Annotated in this window: 28 protein-coding genes; all 28 read left to right on the top strand. The window is 46.7% G+C overall.

What is annotated here, in order from left to right; translation table 11 throughout:
* Positions 1-304 precede the first annotated feature (304 nt).
* Positions 305-592 carry a hypothetical protein gene (locus JFC07_RS04830; protein WP_198328417.1) on the top strand — a complete coding sequence of 96 codons (288 nt, stop codon included), beginning with the start codon at positions 305-307 and terminating at the stop codon, positions 590-592.
* Positions 574-966, top strand: a complete 393-nt coding sequence (locus JFC07_RS04825) for a hypothetical protein (RefSeq protein WP_198328415.1) — start codon at positions 574-576, stop codon at positions 964-966. The genes JFC07_RS04830 and JFC07_RS04825 overlap by 19 nt, the downstream gene beginning before the upstream one ends.
* Positions 967-1,109: 143 nt before the next feature.
* The gene (locus JFC07_RS04820; protein WP_198328413.1) at positions 1,110-1,412 is read left to right on the top strand and encodes an HNH endonuclease; all 303 of its coding nucleotides are present in this window, start codon (positions 1,110-1,112) and stop codon (positions 1,410-1,412) included.
* Between the two features lie 151 nt (positions 1,413-1,563).
* Positions 1,564-2,025, top strand: coding sequence for a hypothetical protein (locus tag JFC07_RS04815; RefSeq protein WP_198328411.1), 462 nt, complete (start codon positions 1,564-1,566; stop codon positions 2,023-2,025).
* Positions 2,026-2,034: 9 nt separating this feature from the next.
* The gene (locus tag JFC07_RS04810; RefSeq protein WP_198328409.1) at positions 2,035-3,753 is read left to right on the top strand and encodes a terminase large subunit; all 1,719 of its coding nucleotides are present in this window, start codon (positions 2,035-2,037) and stop codon (positions 3,751-3,753) included.
* Positions 3,754-3,763: 10 nt separating this feature from the next.
* Positions 3,764-4,018: a hypothetical protein gene (locus tag JFC07_RS04805; protein WP_198328407.1), complete on the top strand. Its 255-nt coding sequence runs from the start codon at positions 3,764-3,766 to the stop codon at positions 4,016-4,018.
* A gap of 55 nt (positions 4,019-4,073) precedes the next feature.
* Positions 4,074-4,733 (top strand): HK97 family phage prohead protease, encoded by a 660-nt coding sequence (locus tag JFC07_RS04800; protein WP_198328405.1) that lies wholly within the window; start codon positions 4,074-4,076, stop codon positions 4,731-4,733.
* Entirely contained in the window at positions 4,730-6,082 is a 1,353-nt protein-coding gene (locus JFC07_RS04795) for a phage major capsid protein (protein ID WP_198328404.1), read from the top strand. The genes JFC07_RS04800 and JFC07_RS04795 overlap by 4 nt, the downstream gene beginning before the upstream one ends.
* Positions 6,083-6,211: 129 nt before the next feature.
* Positions 6,212-6,427: a hypothetical protein gene (locus tag JFC07_RS04790; RefSeq protein ID WP_198328402.1), complete on the top strand. Its 216-nt coding sequence runs from the start codon at positions 6,212-6,214 to the stop codon at positions 6,425-6,427.
* Positions 6,428-6,432: 5 nt separating this feature from the next.
* The gene (locus JFC07_RS04785) at positions 6,433-7,731 is read left to right on the top strand and encodes a phage portal protein (protein ID WP_198328400.1); all 1,299 of its coding nucleotides are present in this window, start codon (positions 6,433-6,435) and stop codon (positions 7,729-7,731) included.
* Complete coding sequence (locus JFC07_RS04780) at positions 7,712-8,002, top strand: head-tail connector protein (RefSeq protein ID WP_198328398.1); 291 nt, start codon at positions 7,712-7,714, stop codon at positions 8,000-8,002. The genes JFC07_RS04785 and JFC07_RS04780 overlap by 20 nt, the downstream gene beginning before the upstream one ends.
* 8 nt (positions 8,003-8,010) lie before the next feature.
* Positions 8,011-8,367, top strand: coding sequence for a phage head closure protein (locus JFC07_RS04775; RefSeq protein WP_198328395.1), 357 nt, complete (start codon positions 8,011-8,013; stop codon positions 8,365-8,367).
* A gap of 90 nt (positions 8,368-8,457) precedes the next feature.
* The gene (locus JFC07_RS04770; protein ID WP_198328394.1) at positions 8,458-8,940 is read left to right on the top strand and encodes an Ltp family lipoprotein; all 483 of its coding nucleotides are present in this window, start codon (positions 8,458-8,460) and stop codon (positions 8,938-8,940) included.
* A gap of 213 nt (positions 8,941-9,153) precedes the next feature.
* Entirely contained in the window at positions 9,154-9,540 is a 387-nt protein-coding gene (locus tag JFC07_RS04765) for an HK97-gp10 family putative phage morphogenesis protein (RefSeq protein WP_198328392.1), read from the top strand.
* Positions 9,541-9,552: 12 nt separating this feature from the next.
* Positions 9,553-9,903 carry a hypothetical protein gene (locus JFC07_RS04760; protein WP_198328390.1) on the top strand — a complete coding sequence of 117 codons (351 nt, stop codon included), beginning with the start codon at positions 9,553-9,555 and terminating at the stop codon, positions 9,901-9,903.
* A gap of 78 nt (positions 9,904-9,981) precedes the next feature.
* Entirely contained in the window at positions 9,982-10,410 is a 429-nt protein-coding gene (locus JFC07_RS04755) for a hypothetical protein (protein WP_198328388.1), read from the top strand.
* A gap of 104 nt (positions 10,411-10,514) precedes the next feature.
* Positions 10,515-10,868, top strand: a complete 354-nt coding sequence (locus JFC07_RS04750; RefSeq protein ID WP_198328386.1) for a hypothetical protein — start codon at positions 10,515-10,517, stop codon at positions 10,866-10,868.
* A 44-nt stretch (positions 10,869-10,912) separates the two neighbouring features.
* A complete protein-coding gene (locus JFC07_RS04745; RefSeq protein ID WP_198328384.1) occupies positions 10,913-11,230 on the top strand; it encodes a phage tail assembly protein T in 318 nt (105 codons plus the stop codon).
* A 15-nt stretch (positions 11,231-11,245) separates the two neighbouring features.
* Complete coding sequence (locus JFC07_RS04740; RefSeq protein WP_198328383.1) at positions 11,246-14,548, top strand: phage tail tape measure protein; 3,303 nt, start codon at positions 11,246-11,248, stop codon at positions 14,546-14,548.
* A 60-nt stretch (positions 14,549-14,608) separates the two neighbouring features.
* Complete coding sequence (locus JFC07_RS04735) at positions 14,609-14,947, top strand: phage tail protein (RefSeq protein WP_198328381.1); 339 nt, start codon at positions 14,609-14,611, stop codon at positions 14,945-14,947.
* An 8-nt stretch (positions 14,948-14,955) separates the two neighbouring features.
* Positions 14,956-16,422, top strand: a complete 1,467-nt coding sequence (locus tag JFC07_RS04730; protein WP_198328379.1) for a hypothetical protein — start codon at positions 14,956-14,958, stop codon at positions 16,420-16,422.
* A 25-nt stretch (positions 16,423-16,447) separates the two neighbouring features.
* Positions 16,448-16,831: a four helix bundle protein gene (locus JFC07_RS04725; RefSeq protein WP_011279747.1), complete on the top strand. Its 384-nt coding sequence runs from the start codon at positions 16,448-16,450 to the stop codon at positions 16,829-16,831.
* A gap of 277 nt (positions 16,832-17,108) precedes the next feature.
* On the top strand, positions 17,109-18,176 hold the full coding sequence (locus JFC07_RS04720; RefSeq protein ID WP_198328377.1) for an RNA-directed DNA polymerase: 1,068 nt from the start codon (positions 17,109-17,111) through the stop codon (positions 18,174-18,176).
* Positions 18,139-18,720: a hypothetical protein gene (locus tag JFC07_RS04715; protein WP_198328375.1), complete on the top strand. Its 582-nt coding sequence runs from the start codon at positions 18,139-18,141 to the stop codon at positions 18,718-18,720. The genes JFC07_RS04720 and JFC07_RS04715 overlap by 38 nt, the downstream gene beginning before the upstream one ends.
* A gap of 16 nt (positions 18,721-18,736) precedes the next feature.
* Positions 18,737-19,570, top strand: coding sequence for a phage minor tail protein L (locus JFC07_RS04710; RefSeq protein WP_198328373.1), 834 nt, complete (start codon positions 18,737-18,739; stop codon positions 19,568-19,570).
* A gap of 9 nt (positions 19,571-19,579) precedes the next feature.
* Entirely contained in the window at positions 19,580-20,329 is a 750-nt protein-coding gene (locus JFC07_RS04705) for a C40 family peptidase (RefSeq protein WP_198328371.1), read from the top strand.
* A gap of 7 nt (positions 20,330-20,336) precedes the next feature.
* Positions 20,337-20,900, top strand: coding sequence for a tail assembly protein (locus JFC07_RS04700; RefSeq protein ID WP_198328369.1), 564 nt, complete (start codon positions 20,337-20,339; stop codon positions 20,898-20,900).
* The coding region (locus tag JFC07_RS04695; RefSeq protein WP_198328367.1) for a TipJ family phage tail tip protein at positions 20,900-23,906 on the top strand (3,007 nt) is incomplete at its 3' end. The genes JFC07_RS04700 and JFC07_RS04695, both read left to right, overlap by 1 nt.

Below are 23,906 nucleotides of genomic sequence, written 5' to 3'. Positions count from 1 at the left end.
ATGCACGTCTACAACCCTTACCCCATATAGCTTATAGCAACCCTGTGCATAGTGTGCAGGGTTTTTTCGTATGCGCGCGCGGGAAATAATTATTTATTTAATATACTGATATTATGACAGCTATATTTTTTTAATCCCGTGCGTAAAAATAACTATGCACACTATGCACACTATGAACATCAGTCTTATAAGCCAGTAATAACAAGGGCTGTAGACGTGCATAGTTTAAAACCTAACCCTGCACATCTTGACGTAACTATGCACACGCTTATATATTGGCTATAAATAACGGGGGATATTTATCATGAGCAAAAAAACAACTGCTAATCAAGTAAATGAATTAAAAGAATCACTACTCAAGAAGTTTAGCGGCAAAGCTATATACTTCAGAGACGTAGCGCCATCATCGCCGCACCTAACACAGATACGCATTGATGATATGGTATTTGTTGGCGACAAATGGCAGATGGTAACTGTCTACCACGAAATCAATATATTAGACATTCAGCAACCAGGTGCAATAATCGGACAGCTGTCATATCTTTTAGACCACCAAAAAGCGGAGCTAAAAGCATGCGTCAAGAATACTTAAGAGCAGCTGCTGAAGCTTATGCAAACATTCATGAGATAGAGTCTGATTGCTATCATTATATCTATAGCGGGTTTGACCCAGTCCTTCAGAAGCGCATCGCTGCTAGATACGGTCTCAGATGGAACTATGAAGACAAGCCTCATAAGCATAGTGCAGTACTTAGTGCTACAGCCCTTGCGGAATTACAATACCCAGTGAACGAAGCCACTGGCTTTGCTTGGTCAGGTAATGAGAGAGCTGCATTTGCAGGGATATCTAAAGCGACCTGGTCGCGCAACAATTACTCAGAACATATCGAATTTATAATAAAAGATATCCGCTCTACCGCTCGCAGAGTAAGGCGTAAGATAGATGAACAGCTCATCAATGAATAAAAGCCATATTGATTAATGGAACAGTTTGACCTAATATTTCTCATATTCGAAGTTCCTGCCTAATCATAAAGCAGACGTAAACAAACATCACCAGTTAAGCCCGTTGCCCCCGCAGCGGGCTTTCTTTTTGGAGGTAATAAAGCATGGCGCTCAAAACCCTACGCCCACGCCTCGCAACCATCAGTACCAAAGCAGTCAATGACACCCATCAACCTAAATCAAGATGGGGTCATGGACGCGGCGGTCGACCTTGGCGACGCAAGCGCGATGAGATATTCAAGCGCGACAAATATACCTGCCAAGTTTGCGGTCGTGTTGGCGGTGAGCTTGAGCTAGATCATATTCTCAACGTCGCTCGTGGTGGTACTGACGATGACAGCAACCTCCAAACCATCTGCACTGCTTGTCATAAACCGAAAACGCATGCAGAAAGCCAAGAAATTTAAGATATTTTCTTGGAAATAACCCGGGGGGAGGTGTTTTTATTTCTGGGCAAACCCAGCGGACACCACTCCCCCTCCCACGCGCAAAAAAAATCCTAAATTGAAATTATTTTTCCATTTTTCCGATTACATTTAATTGAGAAAGGTTCTCATTATGTCACTAACTAAAAGAAAGGAAGCGTACTGCCAAAACGTCGCTGACGGCCTTGATGAATTAGAGGCGATGGCAGCCGCTGGCTATAAAGCTAAAAACGAAGCTAATGCAAAACGGCAACTCAAAAATCTTGATGATGATGAGTTGGTTCAAGATCGCATCACTGAATTACGCGCCATTAAACTTTTAAAGACTGGTGAAACTACTGAAGGCGAAACCGCTGAAGTCGTTGAGCTCGTCAATGCCCTACACTTCTTTCAAACGGTATATAAAGACTCTAAAAAATCAATGAAAGACCGCATCAGCTGCGCCACTATTGCAATCCAATACGAAGAGCCGAAACCTGCCCCGATTGGTAAAAAAGAGCAAGGCAAGCTAGATGCTAAAACTGCTACTAACACCGGTAGGTTTGCGACGTTAGGTAATCAGCAGGATTTACTCACATCTAAGACAACGCAATAAGAGCTCATCATGATAACAACCTGGTCGACAGCCTTGCCCGACTGGGAAAAGCGCATCGTCGATGGTGAGTCTCTAATGCCCTGCAAGCCGCTCAATCAGGACGTGGCTGATATTGCACTCAAGATATTCGATAGCCTAATACTAGTCGATATGATTGGCAGCCCACCCGCCGGTGATGTTACCCGCGAATGGGCTCGTGAGTTTATCGCTGCTATTTTTGGCGCTTATAACACTGAGAGTAAAGAGCGACTAATTACTGAGTTCTTTTTGCTTATCAGTAAAAAGAATACCAAGTCTACGCTTGCCGCTGGCATTATGATGATCGCGCTAGTGCTCAATGAGCGCTTTAGTGCAAGCTTAGCTATCATTGCACCAACAAAAGAAGTTGCCAATGCCAGTTATGGCCCAGCAAGTGACATGATCAGTGCTGACCCCGAACTGGCTGCCATGTTCAACGTATCGCCGCACACGCGTACTATTACGCATTTAGGTACCAACGCCACCCTAAAGGTATATGCAGCTGAATCTGACACGTTAGGTGGCAGTAAATTCAGTTATGTGCTCATCGATGAGCTTTGGTTGTTTGGTAAACGCGCCAATGCTGCATCAATGTTGCGTGAAGCAACTGGCGGATTGGCATCACGCCCTGAAGGGTTCGTCGTATATCTAAGTACAATGCCCGATGAACAGCCTGCCGGTATCTTTAAGCAAAAACTAGACTATGCTCGCGCAGTACGCGACGGCAAAGTCGTTGACCCACAGTTCTTGGGCCTGCTCTATGAGTTCCCACAAAAATACATCGACGATGAGTTATATCTCGACCCTGATAACTGGTATATCACTAACCCCAATCTTGGGGCGTCTGTCAGTGTTAAGTTCTTAGAGCGTGAATTTAAAAAAGCAGAAGATGAGGGCAAAGAAGAGCTGCAAGACTTTACCGCTAAGCATTTAAACGTACAAATCGGTATCTCACTACGCGCCAATCGTTGGGCAGCTGCTGAGTTCTGGGAAGCTGCTAAAGCACCTAAGCCATTTACGCTTGATGAGCTGATTGAGGCTTCTGAGGTAATCACTGTCGGCATCGATGGCGGTGGCCTTGATGACTTACTCGGATTTGCTGCCATCGGTCGCCTGCCCACTGTGCTACGCGAATACACTGACAATATCACCAATCAAAAGGTACAAGTTAAGCCTTGGTGGGTATGGACCCGCGCTTGGTGTCATACAATTGCTTTAGAGCGGCGCATGTCTATCGCCCCAATGCTAAAAGGATTCGAGAAAGACGGCGACCTTATCATTGTAAAAAACATCGGTGATGAGTCTGAGCAAGTTGCTCAGTTATGCAAGCAAATAGATGATAGCGGCAAGCTTGACAGTATCGGGCTTGACCCGCTCGGTATTGGCACACTGATTGAAGAGCTGACGGCTGTAGAAATACCTGAAGACAAGCTTATCGGAGTCAGCCAAGGCTTTAAGATGGCAGGCTATATCAAAACTTCAGAAAACAAAATCGCACGTAAACACCTCATTCATGCCGACCAAGATATGATGGCGTGGTGCGTGGGCAACTCTCGCACTGTGGTTCGCGGTAGTGGCACGATGATTAGCAAGGCCGAGTCTGGTACCGCCAAAATTGACCCTGTCATTGGCATGCTGAATGGAGTCGCACTTATGAGCCTTAACCCAGAAGCACCCAATACTGATGGACCGGCACTGTTTTTCATTTAAGGATTTGATTATGTGTAGAGTCGTTTTACTAAACACCACCGCTATTAATATCGGTCAATTATCACATTTAAATATCAATCGTAATTTAGATAAAGGCGAGATGGGTGTTTATGCTCATCTACTTACTGGGCACGTAATATTTCTGCAAAAAACCGATAGTTTTGAGGGCGCAATAATCAAACTTAAAGAGTTTACCCAGAAATGCAACGGTACTTATAGAGCACCGCTGCCACTACCAAAGCCGCAGCATAATCCAAATCTATAATACACCGCCAAATTAGGCGGTTTTATTTTGCCCAAATTTTATAACGAGACTCACTATGACCAAAGCCTACAGCACCTTAAAAGTCAAAGAGATTAGCGAGGATGGCGACACACGCACCATCACTGGCATCGCCTCCACTCCCAAACAGGACCGTGACAACGACATCATGGATATGGAAGGCGCACAGTTTGCCCTGCCCATGCCGTTATTGTGGCAGCACAAGCACAATGAGCCGATTGGCGAAGTCACCGCCGCTACGGTCACCAGTGATGGCATTGAGATCACCGCTACCATCGTCAAAATTGAGGACGACGGACCGCTTAAAAATCGCATTGATGAGGCATGGCAGTCTATCAAGTCTGGGCTGGTCAAGGGCTTGTCTATTGGCTTTCGCCTGCTTGAGTACCAATACCTTGATGACAGCTACGGCCTACACATCAAAGAGTGGGAATGGTACGAGTTATCAGCCGTTACTATCCCTGCAAACCCTGATGGAAAGATAACCAGCGTAAAAAATATCAAGCAAGCTTTTTTGGACGCTCAAAACCCTATTGATACGCCGCCAAAATCTATGGCCGATACAACCACACCTAAAAGCGTTAAAACCGCGCCATTGGCTAATCATGAGCCAGCAGCGCAAAAACCCAAAACCATCACCTTAGTTGACCCAAATCGGGGCAGCATACCGTTAATTAAAATTGGAGAACCCCTATGACCTGGGAACAACGCCGCGCACAGATTCTTGCCACGATTAAGTCTAAAAAAGGACTTAAGACTGGCATCCTCAAAAAATCACTCGATGAAGATCGCAGTACTAATGAAGATGAAGAATCGCAGATACAAGCGATTGATGATGACATCGCAAAGCTACAAAAGAATCTCGACCGCGTCGACGAAATCATCAAAGATGCCGCCGATGCGCAAAAAGACGCCACACCCGCAGGCGGTGAAAACGCCGCGCAAGCGAATGCAAGCGCTGAAGGTGCAAAAGACCCTACGCAAACCGATAAAGGCATAACAGTTAAGCCAAATCACGCCGAAAAAGGCATCGGCTTTGCGCAGCTAACAAAAGCAAAAGCTTTGGCCGTACTGCAACAAAAGCAGGGCAACTATGTCAGCCCCATCGATATCGCTAAGTCGCAAGGCATGGACCCGCGTGTCATCCGCGCGCTAGAAAAGGCGGTCGTACTTGATACCAGCAACTCCAGCGATTTAATCATTGAGAATCAGCTTGCCGGTGAGTTTATCGAGCTACTACGCGCTCAAACCATCGTCGACAAACTGGCGCCCATGATGCGTAAAGCGCCTTTTAACGCAAAAATCCCAGGTCTTGCATCTGGCGGTGTGGCAGCTTGGGTGGGCGAAGGCGAAGCAAAACCAGCTACGAACCCAACATTTACATCTGTCAAAATTGACCACCACAAACTCGCTGGTATCGTTGTCCGCACAGATGACTTGCTTAAACTAGCATCACCCGGAACTGATCAGATGCTCCGCGATGACATGATCGAAGCATGTGCCACACTTATTGATAATACATTTATTGATACGGCAGCCCAGACTGATAAGCGTCCAGCCGGTGTGCTAAATGGCGCCACCAAGATTGACCACTCTGGCGTTGGCGTTGCTGAGTATAATGCCGATCTTGCCGCCCTACGCGCTACATTTATTAGCAATAACTTGTCTCTAAACGGTGCGTACTATGTGATGAGCGAAACCCGCGCAAGTGACATGAGTGAACTGCGCGATGCGCTTGGCAATCCGTATTATCGCGGCATGGATGCACCATTTGGTCAAAAGACTTTAAAAGGTCTACCAGTCATCGAATCTGAGACAGCCACTGATGTCATTGCACTTATCAAACCGTCTGAGCTTTATTTGGCTGATGATGGCGCGGTTGAGATTGCATTTAGTGACCAAGCGACCATTGATATGGGGGCATCGACCCTCGTTAACTTGTGGCAGCAAAACATGACCGCAATTCGTGCTGAGCGTCACATGACATGGGCAAAACGCCGTGTCACAGCTGCAGCTTATATTAACTACACGAACGTTATCCCGTAAACAATAGCTAACCATGCAAAATGATAGCTAACCAAAATCCCAGTCATAGCGCTGGGATTTTTTACGAGTAGGTATTGGTAGTGCCATTCCTTCGCTACCCGTATCTACTCTTAAAAAACGAGGTTAATTATGGATATTGAATACATCAAAGACGCCCCCAACGGCCCAGCAGGTATGGTCGATAACGTTACTGAATTTGAAGGTAATATTTTGATCGTAACTGGATTTGCAAAAGCGGTACCACCCGCTAAACCCAAGCGAAAATCTAAACCTAAAGATAAAACTGACGATGGTACCCTCACCAATGAAGGCACCAAAACCGACACCAAAACCGACGACGAGTAGACATTATGGGCAAGTTTATTGATTGGATAGCTGGCAAAAAATCAGCAAACACCGCCCAGGCTGTCAATGATGGCGATGTTTGGCACACGATACATGAACCATTTACTGGCGCATGGCAACGAAATGAAGAAATTGAAGTCAGTAAAAACGACCAGATGCGCCATCATGCCGTATTTGCCTGTATGTCACTCATTACTCGCGATATTGGCAAGCTCAAAATAAAGACCAAAAAAAATGTCTCAGGCGTCAGTCAAGAAACAAAAAGCCGCGCCAATAAGCTATTGGCCAAACCAAACCACTACCAAAACACGCAGCAGTTTTTTGAATGCTGGGCCTCACAAAAAACGGCACACGGCAATACCTATGTGTGGAAAGTACGCGACATATATGGCGATATATGGCAGCTGCTTATCTTAAACTCTGAGCGCGTGAAGCCACTTGTCGACCCAAATGGCAATGTATTTTATCAAGTCCGCCGCGATAGATTGTTTAACTTAGCTGAGGATATTATTGTCCCAGCTACTGAGATCATCCATGACCGCTTTAACTGCTTTTATCACCCATTAGTCGGCTTGTCTCCTATTACGGCTTGCGCCCTATCAGCGAGCCAAGGCGTCAGTATTCAGCGCAATGCTCATGCTTTCTTTGCTAATGCCTCACGGCCGTCAGGCATATTAGTGACGCCCGGTGCAATAACCAAAGAAAAATCAAAAGAGATGAGTGATAAGTGGAACGCCAATTACTCTGGCACTGGCACAGGGCGCACCGCCGTACTTAGTGATGGTGTGACGTACCAAGCGATATCGGTCGCCGCACAAGACGCACAGCTGGTCGAGCAACTCAAGCTGTCAGGTGAGATTATATGTACCGCGTTTAGTGTACCGGCGTTCAAAGTCGGATTGGCAACACCGCCCTCTGGTAAAGTCAGCGACTATAACGATATCTACTATAGCGACTGCCTTCAGCACTATCTTGAGAGTATCGAAAACCTACTTAATGAGCACTTAGATTTAGAAAATGGCGTTGAAACCGAATTTTGTCTTGATGGACTGTTAAGAATGGACTCGTCCAGTCAAATGGAATATCTAACCAAAGCGGTCGGCGGCTCGATATTATCACCGAATGAAGCGCGGGCCAAAATCGGCTATACCGCTGTGTCTGGTGGTGAAAGCCCCATGATTCAGCAGCAGAACTTTAGCCTCGCTGCTATCGCTAAGCGTGACGCTAGTGACAATCCATTTACTAAAACACCAGCAGCGAACGACGACACAAAAGGGGATGACGATGGCATGGGTAACACTTGAGGAAGTCAAACATCACCTGCGCTATGACGACGATGCCAATGACGCCACGCTGACGATGTTTATCGCTGCCGCCGACTCTGCTATCAATCGCTATATCGATAAAGACACACCAGCAACGGGACATGACGATATCAAAGTGGCTGCGCTGATGTTGGTTGGGTACTTCGATGATAACCGCAACGTGGATAACACAGCCCCAACCAATGGTAATTACCTACCCCAGCCAGTGGTTGCCCTACTCTATCCATATCGTACCCCTGTGGTTACTTAGGAGCTATCATGAGAGCACTCGTAGCGCAACAGCAAGCTAATACAAAAGCGAGTAGATTGCGGCAGCGTATCACTGTACTCAAACAAACCAGTGGCCGCTCGCCTACTGGCGCTATACTGGCGCCAACATGGACGACATATCTGACATTGTGGGCATCTATGGAGCCATTAAGCGTCAAAGATGTGCTGACCGCTCAAGCCGCCAATAGTCAAACTATCGCACGCTGCATCATTCGTTACCGTGCGGACATCGATAGCACTATGCAACTGGAATATAACGGCAAGCGCTATGAGATAAATGGAGAGCCACTTGCAGATGCTAGAAGCGGTCGTGAGCATTTAACCTTAATGTTAAAAAGCATCTAATATTTCTACTTTATTTCTGTGATTGCTAGATTAATGTTGTCACTCGTAATATACTTGTCTATTGATTTTACTGTTATGGGCATGTTTGATATGAAAAAGATAATTAAGTGGATAATTATTATTGTTGTTGCGCTGTTTATCATTGGGCTTATCTTTGGCTCAGATGACGCAGAAAAAACAGTGGCACAAACGACGACATCGGCTGATGTCGCTGAGCCCATGATTTCTGAAACTGAGGTGGTCGCAGAAGACAATGGTATGACTAATCAGCAGAAAAATGCCGTTAGATCGGCTAAAAACTATATTAGTTTTCAGGGTTTTTCGCGAGATGGTTTAATCAACCAGTTATCATCTGATGCTGGCGATGGTTACAATATTGACGACGCCACTATTGCGGTTGATAGCATGGATATTGACTACAATGAGCAAGCAGGTAGGTCCGCTGAGAACTACCTATCATTTACAGGGTTTTCATGTGAAGGCTTAGTGACTCAGTTGTCGTCTTCAGCGGGTGATAAATACACGAAAGAGCAAGCAGAATATGGCGCTAAACTAGCAGGCGCTTGTGATTAAAACCCATTAGTATTTTATTAACTAAAAACCCACCAATCGGTGGGTTTTTTATTATCAAACATTTACTAATTCGTTAATCACCAGCATTATCTAATCAACCTCAATCTGGATACAGTGCGCGATATGATTAGTCAGCCAGCCACTAAATAACCGATAACCTACTCAAAAAAGCCCTGTCATCTGATAGGGCTTTTTATTATCTAGGATTCCATTATGAGCGTCGATTTTAGAATAGAAGGCTTGGATGATCTAGAAAGTCAGTTTGACAGACTCGCGGATACATCCAAAAAAAAGGTGATGATGAAAGCCCTTAATGCTGGCATCCAACCTATCAAAAAAGAAGCAAAGGCCCGCGCCCCAGAGAGAACAGGTCTGCTCAAAAAGAATATACGCTCCAAGCAAATGAGATATACCGAAAAGCCCGCTGTCGGCATCTACATATCTGGCAAGGCATTCTATTGGTACTTTATAGAAAATGGCACTAGCAAGATGGCGGCAGCGCCCTTCCTGCGACCTGCCGTAGACAGCAAGTATGAAGAAGGTGTGAATAAGTTTAAAGAAAAATGGAAAGTTGAGATCGATAAGGTACTGATTGGCTAACAAGGATAAACAATGAAAGCTAGCGAGGTGATATACAGCAACCTAAGGGCTCTGTTTGAAAATAAGGTCTATCCACTGGTCAGACCCGACTCTGAGAAAGGACTGCCTTATCTGGTCTATACCGTGCTTAATACCAACGCGACCAATGTCATCATGGGCTATACCGGTCGCGAGATGGCTTACTTGCAGTTGGATGTCTATCACAGCAATTATGATGGCTGTGAAGACAAAACGAATGAGATGCTTGAGATACTTAAAAATAACGTGCAGCCGTTTCACTATGACAGCCGCCGATATATGTATGAGGACGATGCCAAGCTATTTAGACAAAGTATCGAATGCCATATCTGGCAAACCAATTAAACAAATATAGCAACCGCTATTATGCAATCTCAGGCATAAGCCTCGGATATAACGCCCACAAATGAGAGAGTGACAAATATGGCTATTTCAACCGATAAGCTGGTAAACACGCAGTACACCTGGAGTATTGCAACCGATGATGTGCCCACTTTTAACCAAGTGCAGTTTTTGAACAGCATGGATATGCCTAATCTACCCAAAACAGTGGTGGATGTGACGCCTACTGATGCCACGTCTACTGTGAACGCAGTGGCCAACTTCCGAGAAACGTCAGAAATAGCGTTTACTTTGTACTACATGCCGACTGATCCTCAGCATATGGAGCTAAAAGCGGCTTTTAATAACAATACGACGCTGAAAAATAAGATTACCTTTGTAGATGCTGCGGGTGAAGGCTTTACCTTTGACGGTATGATCAAAGAGTTTAACTTGGTCGCTGAGCAAAAAGACATGCTAAAAGTCGAAGGTGTATTGGTTATCAGCTCAGAAGTCACGCCAACAGTCTAGTCGTTGGTTATTACGCAATAAGTTTATAGGTGTAGTGGTCTAACCGGCTCTACGCCTTTTTATTTTTCTTTTTTATTATCCCTAACTAATAAGCAGGTAACAAAATGACCAAACAAGTAGCCAAAAAAGTATTGAGCAAAGCGGATTTTATGCAGTTAAAAACCAGCGTCAAATCCATTGAGATTCCCGACCTTGGTGAAGTGTTTATCAAGGTAATGACTGCTGCTGAGCGTGAAGGCTTAGAGCGTCATATGCAAAAAGAATCAAAAAATAACGGCGTACGCGCAGTGATATTTATCTACTCGGTCTGTGATGAAAACGGCGTTTTAGAGTTTAACGATGACGACTTGGAAATGGTTAAAGGTTTTCCATCTGCCATTGTGTCAAAAGTCTTCGACGCATCAAGCGACATCAACGCCCTGCAACCAGAGGCAAAAGAAGAAGCTGCAAAAAACTAATAGCCCACCCGCTACGTATATTTAAGTTTCGGCTTGCCGCTCATTTGAGCAAGTCGGTGGCTTGGATTGATGACAACATCACATCAAAAGAGCTAACCGAGTGGCAAGCATTTTATGAGTACGTAGAGCCGTTCGGTGGGAAGTTTTTTGATATACAGTTTGCCACTTTGCGCAAGCAGAATTATGGCAGTGAGGAAAAGCCAGAGCTAAAAGAATTCATGTTATTTGACTATAGCATGCAAACGCCTGAGCAAAAAGAACAGCAACGAATACAAGTCGCCAAACAGCAAGCACAAGCTCAAGCAGCCGCGCTAAAAGACTTCCTAAAATCAAAAGTCAATCCGCAAAACAATCACAATTAATCATAGGGTGACGATATGGCGTCGGTATTGAGTAGAATCCAAATCATTATGGAGGCAAACACTGCCAGATACAACAATGAGCTCAGGCGAGCACGGGAAAACTCTAGCACCAGTTTTGGGCAAATGGGTAAGAGCGCTACCAAAGCGGCAGCGGTTGTTGGCACAGCGCTTGCCGGTATGGGCGCATTATCATTAAAGACAGCGATGTCGTTTGAGACCTCGATGGCTGAGATTGATAAGACTGTAGACTTTGCCTCAAGCAACGGCTTGGCAAATATGCGTAAAGAGCTACAGGCGCTGACAACACAGATACCGCAAACCTTTGAAGAATTGGCAGCTGTCACCGCTACCGGCGGTCAGCTGGGTATTGCAGAAAAAGATTTGGTTCACTTTACCGAAGTTATGGCAAAGATGGGCGTTGCTTTTGATATACCAGCGCAGCAAGCCGCTGATAGCATGGCGAAAATCGCTAACGTGTTTCAGATACCTATTGAAAATATCGACCGTCTGGGCGATGCGATTAATACGCTATCAAACAACACCCCTGCTACCGCCGCCCAGCTCATTGATTCACTGCAACGTGTCGGTGGTGTCGCTAAAGTCTTTGGCTTGTCAGAGGACGCAACGTTAGGCTTGACCGGCGCATTGATTGCCATGGGTAAGCCTGCCGAGGTTGCTTCTACGGCGGTCAATTCATTATTAACTTCATTTTCTACACTGGATAACGCCACCAAGTCTCAATTAATCGGCTTTGAGCAGTTGGGGTTAAATATTGATGATTTTAGTAAGCTAGTCGCAACCGATGGTAAGCAGGCCATTATTACTTATCTTGAGGCTATCAATAAGCTAGAGCAGTCAAAACGTATCGGCACGAACGCCTTGATCATCGGTAAAGAATTTGGCGATGATATAACGATGCTCGCAGGCAGTGTCGGCGTACTAGAAAATAACTGGGAAATGCTTGGTGAGACTGTCAATACAACCAAGGATTATTTTGGTTCAATGGATGTTGAGTTTGAGAAAATCAGCGCAACGTCTGCTAATAAAATGGTCCTAATCAAAAACAATATAGATGGTGTAGTCGCAAGTCTTGGCGATGCCTTTATACCTGCATTAAATGAATTGCTGCTAAAGATGACCCCTATGGTCGCAATTGTGGGCACATGGGTGTCTGCAAATCCCGAGCTGATACAGCAAATCACTCTTATTGGCGGGTCATTAATTGGCACAGTGTTAGGTCTAAAGCTAGCAGTTGATGGATTTACGGCAGCAAAGACTACTGTTGACGGCCTGAAGCTAGCATACGCTGCATTAGGCACTACGATGGGCTTGACAGTACTAGGGCTTGGCATATTGCTTGCGACTGGAGCTTTGGTTTATCAAAACTGGGACGAAATAAAGCGTGTCGTTAGTGAGAATAAACCTGCTTTTATTGCACTAGGCGTAGCAGTAAGCGCGCTTACAGTGGCTTTGATTGCAGCAAATGCGCCATTGATACTATTGAAAGTACAGGCAGCAGCGGCAGCGGTGCAAGCAGGTGTGATGACTGTGGCAACCGCAAGTTGGTCAGTGGCGGCGGGCGTAGGCGCCGCAGCGACTTGGACTTTCAATGCTGCGCTAGCTGTCTTAACCAGTCCAATACTTGCGGTGGTTGCAGCTATTGCATTGATTGCCGCCGGTGGCTATCTAGTCGTTAAAAACTGGGCTGCTATCAGTGCCGGGCTTAACGCTGAGTTTAATAAGATAAAAAGCTATGTCTTGAACACGGTTGCGACTATGCAAGCGGCTTGGGATAGAGGTGTGGCTAACACCCGCGGCGCAATTATTAATATCAAAAACACCATCGTGACTACGCTCAGAGAATTGCCCGGTCGTATGCTGCAAGTCGGTAGAGATATAGTCAACGGTTTGATTAATGGCATTAAGCAAGGCGCAAGCGGTGTTGCTACAGCTATTGGCAGCATGGCATCAAGCGCAGTTGCTAAAGCTAAGAGCGTGCTGGATATTCGTTCGCCATCACGGGTCATGAAGAAAGTTGGTGAGCAGACTGCTGAAGGTATGGCGGTTGGTATCAAGAAAGGAAGAAAGGCAGTCGTGTCTGCCGCACAAAAAATGGTAGCCGATGCGGTCAAAGCTGTACAAGATGGTGTTGCAAATCTAAAGCGTGAGATTGCATTGTTTGGCAATGACAGCGCGCTAGCGGCGCTTAAATACGATATTAGTGTCGGCAAGTTTGGCGCTGCTGATACCAGCCAATTGATAGCATTAACACAAACCAAGGAGCAGTTAGAATTAACTAAGAAGCTTGCTGATGCCAATAGATCAGTGCAAGACAGTATTGATGGGCTTATCAAGCAGCAAGCCTTGTTTGGTAATAGCAGCTCGCTTGCTGCGCTCATGTACGATATTGAGCACACCGAGAAATACAAAGGCATCAATGAAGAATTGCTTGAAGTGCTTAAAGAGCAAACGCGGGCTTACGAGCAACTGGGCATGACCGCGAAAGCGACTGACGCTATCAGGGCACGCTTTGCAATACTAGGAAAAGATAGAGAAAAATCTAGCGAAGCGCTAAAAGGTATGCTTGGCGGTATCGAGCAAGAAACGCCGTTGGGTAAAATACAATCTGACTACGAACAGCGATTGGAGATAGTGCGCCAATTTGAGCAGCTGCATACCGACGAAGTGCAAAGAGCGTCAGAAGCGAGAATGGCAGTCGAGCAAAGTTACCAAGACGCTAAACGTAATCTCATGCTAACGCAAGGTGAGGCGCTGTTTGGTGATTTGGCAGGTATGGCCAAATCTTTTGCTGGGGAGCAATCAGGTATCTATCGTGCGTTGTTTGCAGTGGAGAAAGGCTTTGCTATTGCGCAGTCTGCAATGGCTATTCAGCAGTCTGTCGCCAAGGCAATGGCTGTTGGCTTCCCGCAAAACATACCTATTATCGGTCAAGCGGTTATGCAGGGCGCTGAGATTGTTAGTAACATCAAGTCAATTGCTATGCCTGTTGGTCAAGCGCATGACGGTATTGCATCCGTACCGCGCGAAGGCACTTGGGTGCTTGATAAAAATGAGCGCGTAGTAAAGGCTGATGACAACAAAAAGTTAAGTCGCTTTTTGGATAATAGCGAAGGCAGCAAACCTAATATCAACGTCAACGTCAACGTAACCGTATCAATGGACGGCAATTCAAACGTCGAATCAAACAGCGCATACGGCAAACAAATCGGACAAGGACTAGCAGCTGTCGTCGTCAGCGAAGTCAATAAGATGACCCGACCAAACGGCACGCTCGATAGATTGTACGCAAAACGGTAATCAACCTATATCAATCAACCAAAAGCCCACTACTCAGTGGGCTTTTTAGTGGGCAAACCTATGATAAAAACATTTCCTTGGCAGATGGATATGGGCGCGGTTGCTGACAAACAGTATCGCGTGAACAAAACACAGTTTGGTGATGGCTATGCGCAGCTGTCATCTATTGGCATTAATAACACAACCAAAAACTGGTCAGGCACTAAGACTGGCGCACTTGATACCGTTATCAAGCCCATCGAAGCGTTTATCGATGAACATGCGGGCGCCAAACCATTCCTGTGGACCGACCCGCACGGCAACACCAAACAATATACCTGCGCCGGTGTATCGATACCGCAGCGCAAAGGCGATCATTGGCAAATCACGCTCAACTTTGAGCAGTTTAATAATACTTAAGGATTGGTATGCAAATACAAAAAATAAACCTTGGTGCTGAGCCCAAAGGCATCGGCGGCGACAGCGCACGGACCAGTAATGGCAAGGTTAACGACAATTTTGATGCGGTAGCAGCTGAATTTACAGACGTCAAAGCCTTGATACCTAAAGTGACCTCTGAGCTTGGACAATCGACAACGACAGCGATATCACAAAAGCTGTTTACCGATACAGTCATTCCGACGTTCGAGGACATTGGCGTTGCGGGATCGATATCATTTGGTATTGGCATTACAACCAACCTACCGCCTGGTATGTCAGAGATGGAAGGCACGCGCATCAAGGGTCATAGTAATTATGGCAACTATCAATACACAGACGGCTCGGTGATGTGCTATGTCCCCATGTTCTATTACCGCTGGGGACATGCAAGCAATCCTAATTATGCAACTCACGGTCTTAATTCATGCGATGTTAAGTCAAAACAAGCATTCGCAAGCATCGCAGCGGCACAAAGTGCAGGTTACGCAGTCCATCGCGCGTTCTATGACGATGGCCAATTAAAAGACGGCTTCTTTGTTGATAAGTATCAAGCGAGTAACAACGCAGGCAAAGCAAGCTCTATCAAAAATGGCATCCCATTATCATCCGCCGCCGCTAACTCCCCGTTCAGCGCACTAACTGGCTCACCCGCTAATAACTTAGCCGGATCAATCGATGCTGTCAAAACCCGTGGCGCAAGCTTCTTTCCAACGACCATCTTTATCCAGCGCGCGCTATCGTTGCTTAGCATGGCTCATGCCCAAGCAGCAACGAGCACGGCGGCATGCGCTTGGTACGATGCGGCTGGTGTAACCAATTACCCTAAAGGCTGCAATAACAACGCACTGCGCGACGCAAACGACACGAGCGTTATCTATGAAGAGACCGGCTACCTAACAGCGGGCAAAACAGGGTCAGCAAAACCATTCGCTAAGACCACACACAATGGCCAACACAGCGGAGTTGCGGATCTGAACGGCAATATGTACGAAGTGGCTTTAGGGTTGACGCAAACAGACGGTAATTTTTACATATTAAAAACCAGTGCAAAAGCGTCAGCACTTACCAGCGGAGTAACGCTTGCGACCGATGCCTGGGGCACTGCGGCAATGACGGCAAGCTATGACTCGCTTGGCGCAAGCTATGGTGAGCTTACCGGCGAGAGCCGTAACTTTGCAATCGGCTCTACAACCAAACAGGTATTCTCAAGCGCCAACAGTGGTCTGGCTTGGTCTGCCTCATGCGCAGGCATACCGCAACTTGGCGGCTCAGATGGCACCAATATATTCGGCAATGACCGTTTTTATGACAACCGAATTGAGCACCTGTGCCCGCGTGTGGGCGGCAACTGGAGCCACAGCGCGCTTGCTGGTGTCTGGATGGTCTATTGCAACTATTCTCGGACGGACGGCAACTACGGCGTCGGTGTCCGGGCGGCCTTGTACCCTGTTTGACTGAGCGATAGCGAAGGAGTTTGAGTTGGCAGTAGACAGCGAGTCAAATTTAGATAAGAAGTTCATTCAAACGATGAAGCTTTTAAATATCTATCTTAATCATTTCCCAAGCCATGAGAAGCATGGCTTGGCGCTTAAAATAAGACAAACCGCTTACGATATGTATGACTACATCGTCGAAGCGCAAAAGCGTTATCACAAAAAGACGACGCTTACCAATTTAGACATCAAGCATGAGCAGCTCAGAATGCAAGTTAGGCTTGCGTTCGAGCTGTCCTATTTCGGTCATCCAAAGACCGAAAAGATGTCTGTGCAAAAATTAAATGCCAAACGTTATCTTGTGATATCAGCAAGTATCGATGAGATCGGCAAGATAATCGGCGGTTGGATTAAATCACTAAAACAATAAGGTGCTCCAAAAAAGGGAGGCGTCTTAATATGTGCCCGATTGTGGGCGGCAACTGGAACAACAGCACGAATGCTGGTGTCTGGATGGTCAATTGCAACAATTCTCGGACGAACAGCAACAACAACATCGGTGTCCGGGCGGACTCGGCATCACCTAAATCGGCAAGCTGCCGACTGGTGCCAAGGGAGACGTTTTCCTGCTTTAAGCGAAATCGGTTTAAACCCGTCTTTCTAGTAGCGCAAGCGAAAGTCAGACAGGTTCTTTTTTAAGGATTGTTATGAAAAGGATTGGTAATTTATACGAATCCGTAGTCTCAGCCGAATCATTATGGGACGGCTATTTGGGCGCAAAGAAAAGCAAAGGTGGTCGACGTGGGTGTTTTCAGTTTGAAAAAAGCCTAGGCCGCGAGCTAAACGAATTACAAGAAGAGTTGGCAAACAACTCCTATAAGCCAAGACCCTATTTTAGATTTGTGGTACATGAGCCAAAGAAGCGGGAGATATATGCCCCAGCATTTAGAGATTGTGTTGTGCAATATGCAATCTACTTAAGAGTCATGCCAATATTTGATAAAACCTTTATAGACCAGTCATTTGCTTGCCGTGTTGGGCTTGGCACACACAAGGCTGCCGACTATACGCAAGACGCGCTCAGAAGAGCCGGCCCCAATACCTACACGCTACAATTAGACATAAAGAAGTTCTTTTACAGCATAGACAGACCGACTCTTAGAAAATTATTAGAGAGGAAGATTAAGGATAAGCGATTGGTCGATTTGATGATGTTGTTTGCGGACTATCCCGAACCCAAAGGCATACCAATTGGCAACCTACTCTCGCAAATGTTTGCGTTGATATACATGAATCCTGTAGACCACTACGCCACTAGAGTGCTGAAGCCAGCAGCTGGGTATTGTCGTTATGTGGATGACTTCTTATTGTTTGGCTTGACCCGCGCGCAAGCACTGAAGTACAGAGAATTGCTGACAGATTTTGTAGAACATGAGCTCAAATTGACCCTATCACGATCAACGATAGCCAATACCAAACGCGGCGTTAATTTCTGTGGCTATAGAACCTGGCGCAGCGGCAGGTTTATTAGGAAGCACAGCTTATACAAGACTAGAAAGGCTGTAAGGACCAATAAACTGGAATCTGTTGTATCTCATCTTGCGCACGCCTCAAAAACCCATTCACTGCAACATCTACTAAATTATACGGAGCAACAAAACCATGGCTTATATTGTGAGCTACCAAAAATTTATCACCAAAGACACCACCAAGCAGTTGGACGCTCCGGAGGGATCAGTGGAGTTATGTACAATCGATGGGGTGACGTATGTTAGCGTGCCTGATGATGCGGACTTGCCCATCAATCAGCCGGATGAGATTGCAGATACAGTACAAACAGTAGTAATGACTGACGAGCTGCGAGCGCGAATTAAATCGCAATCAACGCATGTGCAGCTCATCGATGATCGCGTCAAAGCAAAGATTGCTGAGCGCTACAGCTTGTCTGACGAACTCAAAGAGATACGAAATTCATCATCACCCTCTTTTGCTGTCTATGCAGATTATGTAGAGGAGTGTAGACAATGGGGTCGTGAGCAAAAGGCCAAATTAGGTCTAACTGATGATACTAGCAAGAAACTACGAGCGCTAACTCGCAGACAGTTTAAACTGGTCTTGATCGAAAACGACTTGCTTGCAGCTATTGAGACAGCTATCGCAGGCATCGAAGATGAGGCGCTAAAAGCCCGTATCGAAGTTGAATACAGGGAGGCGACTAGCTTTGTAAGAGAGAGCGAAAGCGTTGCTTACATGAGTGCTTTGCTCGGATTAAATGATGAGCAGTTAGATGCTATGTGGGCGCAAGCGCTGACGCTCTAACAAACAGAGGTGTAAAATGCTTTCATCCGACCTACAAAAACTCAGTGTCACAGGGCTTGTCACACTATATGAATTAGATGCTACCAAGCAAGGCGGCGGCATATTGCGATGGCATGGGCATGTGAGCTTTGAAGACTGGCGCAAGTTATTTGAGTGGGCCGGTAGTACTGAAACACTAGCGGGAGACACTACAGTCTTAGCTGGTACCGACTATACACAAAGTCCTACAGATACTGATTTTTTTAGAAACATCATTTGGCAAGGTCAAAAATACACTCCGGTTGCCATTCAAACCGATGGGCTTGAGATTCGAGGCGATGGCAGTCCATCTACGCCGGCACTTGTCATTGGCAATAACATCGATGGCATTAATGGCGCAGTTACGGCGTTGTGCGCTTTTTACAGTGACTTTGTTGGCGCAGAGCTCCGCGTCATCCATGTCCTAGCAAAATATCTCGACGCCGCAAACTTCGGCGCAGGTAACCCAACAGCTGATAGTCAGCAATATACTGACCAGTACTGGACCATCAATCAAAAGACCCACGAATCGCTAAGCGACCAAGACAGCTCAGTGGCGTTTGAGTTATCAACCCCGCTCACCGCCCAGCGCAAGATGATACCTAGTCGCACGATTACTAAGTATTGCGACTGGGCGGTTAAAGGTAAGTATCGCGGCGAATCATGCGGCTACACAGGTGCCGCCATGTTTACTGAGGATGGCAAACCAACCGATAATCCCGCGCTAGATAAATGCGGCGGTTGTCTCAGCGATTGCAAGCTGCGATTTGGTGAGCATGAGCCACTCTCGTTTGGTGGATTCCCAGCCGCATCGATGCTAGGTCGGAGATAAGGAATAAATATGTATATTTTAAAAGAAGCACGCGAAGCCATAATCAATCATGCTGCCGCTTGTTATCCCAGGGAATCTTGTGGTGTGATTGTTAATCGCACCTATATCGAATGCGAAAATATTGCTGATAGTGACAATGAGTTTGTTATCAGTCCGCGCGATATCGTCGCCGCTGAGGCGTTCGGTAAAATAGAAGCGATTGTACATAGCCATCCTGACGGCTCAACCAAGCCCAGTACGTTTGACCTTTTGCAGATGCCACTACACGGGCTGCCATGGGTGATTGCCAGCTACCCTGAAGTAGACATCAAAGTCCATAAGGCCAAACCATATAGCGCACCATTGATTAATCGTGAGTATATCCACGGCGTACTGGACTGCTTTAGTATCGTGCGTGATTACTATGCCCGTGAGCTGGATATTGAGATTGATAACTTTGAGCGACTGGACCGCTGGTGGGAAAACGCCGCTAACGCGGATTTATATGTCGATAACTTTGCCTCACAAGGCTTTGTCCAAGTCGATAACTTGCAGCGCCACGATGTCATCTTGTGCCGCGTGCAACCAACCGCGCATGTTAATCATGCTCTTATCTATCTTGGCGACGATGGCCAATTAACCTCAGAGAAGTCAGAGGCAGTGATTGGCGATCACTTAGTATTACATCATCCATACCGCCGCCGCTCGCGCCGTGAGATTTACGGCAATGTCTGGCAAGAGCGCAGCGCGATCATCGTGCGCCACAAATCATTAATGTGAGGTAATCATGCTTCGACGCATCGAGCTACACGGCATCTTAGCCGAAAAATTTGGCAAGTCATTTGAGTTTGATGTGGCGTCGCCCCGCGAAGCGTGCGAGGCGCTGAGCTATCAAGTCGATGGCTTTAGAAGATTTATGATGACCGCACACGAGAGCGGTCTTTTTTTCGCCGTATTTAATGATGATAACAACATTGGCGCTGATGAGGTTGAGATGAAAACGGGCGCAAAAGTCATTCGTATCGTACCTAAAATCACCGGCGCAGGCGGCGACGCAATGGGTTGGATTCAAGTCATTGCGGGCGCTGCGTTGGTTGGTTTAGGCGCTTTTATGGGCTTCAACCCAGCGTTAATGAGCGCCGGCGCCGGTCTTATGCTGGGGGGCGCTGTCTCTTTACTTATGCCTCGACCTACCATCACCCCACAAGACCCGGATGGCAACAAACCAAGCTATGCGTTTGGCGGACCCGTCACTACCGTCGCTGAAGGCAATCCTGTCGCCGTTGGATTTGGCCGCTTCCACTGGGGCGGTGCTGTTATTAGTACGATGATCGTCAATGAGGATACGTAATGTCATTATTAGCAATTAAAGGCGCAAAAGCCGGACAAGAAAAACCACACCAGCCCTCTATCGCCAAAGACGATATCGCATCTATCAGCAAAGTAAAAATCTTATACGCACTCTCTGAAGGCGAAGTTAAGGGCCTAGCTAATGGCGCTGCCAGTATTATGCTAGACGGTACGCCATTACTTGATAGCGATGGGCAGCCAAATTTTGAAAACGTAGAGTGGGAAATACGCAACGGTACGGTTGACCAGACACACATCGCAGGGCTGCCAAGCCTTAGTAGTGAGATTGGCATTGGCACAATATTGCGTAGCGGTACGCCGTGGATTCGCACCATTACAAATACCCAGCTATCTAGCGCCAACGTCAATGTATCTTGGTCGCGGCTCAGCGAAACCACCGATAAGTTTGACGTCATTGGTACCAAAGTCGATTATGCAATTGACGTGCAAACCGATGGCAACGGCTATGTAACGGTACTTGATACCAGCATCAAAGCCAAAACTTCGGGGCGCTATCAGCGCACGCACAATATCAAACTGCCAGAAGCGCAGCAAGGCTGGCAAATTCGTGTGCGTAAAATCACTGCTGATGGCGATAATGAGCGCAAGTTCAATCAGATGCAAATTGACAGTATCGCTGAGATTATCGATGCAAAGCTACGCTATCCGCATACCGCATTGCTATACCTATCGTTTGACGCCCGCGCTTTTAGTAATATACCTAAAATGACGGTTGATATGTACGGTCGCTATCTCAAAGTGCCCGTCAACTATGACCCTATTAGCCGCACCAGCACAGGTATTTGGAATGGTACGTTTAAAACTGCGTATAGTAATAACCCAGGCTGGGTTTTTTACGACCTCATCACCAATGATCGTTATGGCCTTGGCGACCGTTTAAAGCCATTTATGATTAATAAATGGGCCATTGCTCATATCGCGCGTATCTGTGATGAGCCAGTCAGCGATGGCAAAGGCGGCACTGAGCCGCGCTTTACTTGCAACCTATACTTGCAAGTCGCTGAGCAAGCGTACCAAGTCTTGCAGCATATTGCCGCCATCTTTCGTGGTATGTCGTTTTGGGACGGCGCACAAATCGTCCTTGACGCCGATACCCCGCGCGATGTCGACTATGTCATCACCCGCGCAAACGTAGTCGACGGCCAGTTCAACAAAAGCGGCACCGCCATTGATGATCGTCATACCATCGCGCAAGTGGCATGGTCAAATCCTGATAATAACTACGAGACAGACTATGTAATGGTGCGCAATGAGCGTGCGATTGCAAAATATGGCATCAATCCACTTGAGATGCCAGTTGTCGGCTGTACCAGCGAGGGGCAAGCATACCGCGCAGGACTGGCGGCATTACTGTCTGAGCAAAACCGCACGCAAACCGTCACATTCACTATGGGGCTAGATGGCTCACTACCAACTGTCGGCAATCGTGTTGATATTGCAGATATGATGTTCACTGGCGTTAATAACGGCGGGCGTATATCAGCAGTCAATGCAACCCGTACCGTCATTACTGTTGATCGTGATGACATCCCTGCAACCACCGGCGACAGATTAAGCGTTAACTTAGAGTCTGGTCGCGCCCAAACTCGCGAAATCTTAAGCGTATCAGGACGCAACATCACCGTAAAAGCAGCATTTGACCCAGTTGCTGCGGAAAACGTCTGGGCAGTTGATAGCGATGAGCTACCAACCATGTCATTTATCGTGCTATCAATCACAGAAAACGAGGATAGAACGCAATACACGTACACCGCACTGCAATATGACGCAGGGCTCTATGCGCAAATCGATAATGGCACCATTATTGAGCCGCGTCCACCCGCACCGGCGTTTAATCCGTATATCATCCAAGCACCGGATAGTGTCACAGTGTCATCACGTAACCGCGTGGTGCAAGCACAAAACGTCACCACATTTGTTATTGTGTGGGACCAAGTTAAAGACGCGGTTGCATACGATGTTGAGTGGCGTAAGGATGACGGCGACTGGATTAAAGTACCTCGCACTGGCAACATCTCTGTCGAGATTGATGGTGTGTATAGTGGTAATTACATTGCTCGTGTGAGCGCAGTGTCTGCATTTGATGCAGTTTCTAAGCAAACCACGTCAATACTTACCGCCATCACCGGCAAAACTGGTAAACCACCAAAGCTGCTAGCGCTAAAAGCAATTGGCTTGCTCTTTGGTATGCAGCTTGATTGGACATTTAGCCCAGGCAGTGACGACACGGCTTATACAGAGATACAAGTCGCCTCTGCACCTGATGTTAATGTCGCAACCCTGGGTCAGTTTGCATACAGTACCGATACTCACACGATTAACGGACTGCAAGGCGGATTGACACAGCACTATCGTGGTCGCATCGTCGATAAGCTTGGCAACACCAGCGACTGGACAGCTTGGGTTAGCGCGACAACAGACCAAAGTGCTGACAAAGTGCTGGACTTAATCCAAGGTCAGATAACCGGTAGCAGCCTCGATCAAGCACTAACTAGCCAGATTGATAAAATTGCAGTCAATGAAACTGCAATTATTGCCGCCAACAAAGCTATCGCTGCAGAAACGCAAGCTCGCATTGATGCAATACTAGCAGCTAATGACGCTATCACTGCTGAGCGTGACGCGCGTATCGCCGATGTTTTAGATGCAAATAACAAAATTACCGCAGAGCAGCAAGCGCGGACCGCCGATGTTTTAGCTGCCAACGACGCTATTAGCACAGAACAACAAGCTAGGGTCGCCGAAATTTTAGCAACGAACAATGCAATAAATGCAGAAACGCAAGCCCGTATTGATGCGATGCTAGATGCTAACGATGCTATCACTGCTGAGCGTGACGCGCGTATCGAGGGGTTGTTGGCAGCTGAGGAAGGTATTACTACAGAAACGACACAGCGCAAAGCCTCTGACGAAGCACTAGGCAAACGTATCGACACAGTCATTACTAAGACTGATGGGAATACGGCTGCCATACAGACCGAAGTTA

It is taken from the genome of Psychrobacter faecalis (assembly GCF_016107575.1).
In the GTDB taxonomy this organism is placed as follows: Bacteria; Pseudomonadota; Gammaproteobacteria; order Pseudomonadales; family Moraxellaceae; genus Psychrobacter; species Psychrobacter faecalis.
The sequence above is the reverse complement of the archived record's forward strand: the minus strand, read 5'-3'. Positions and strand labels throughout refer to the sequence as shown.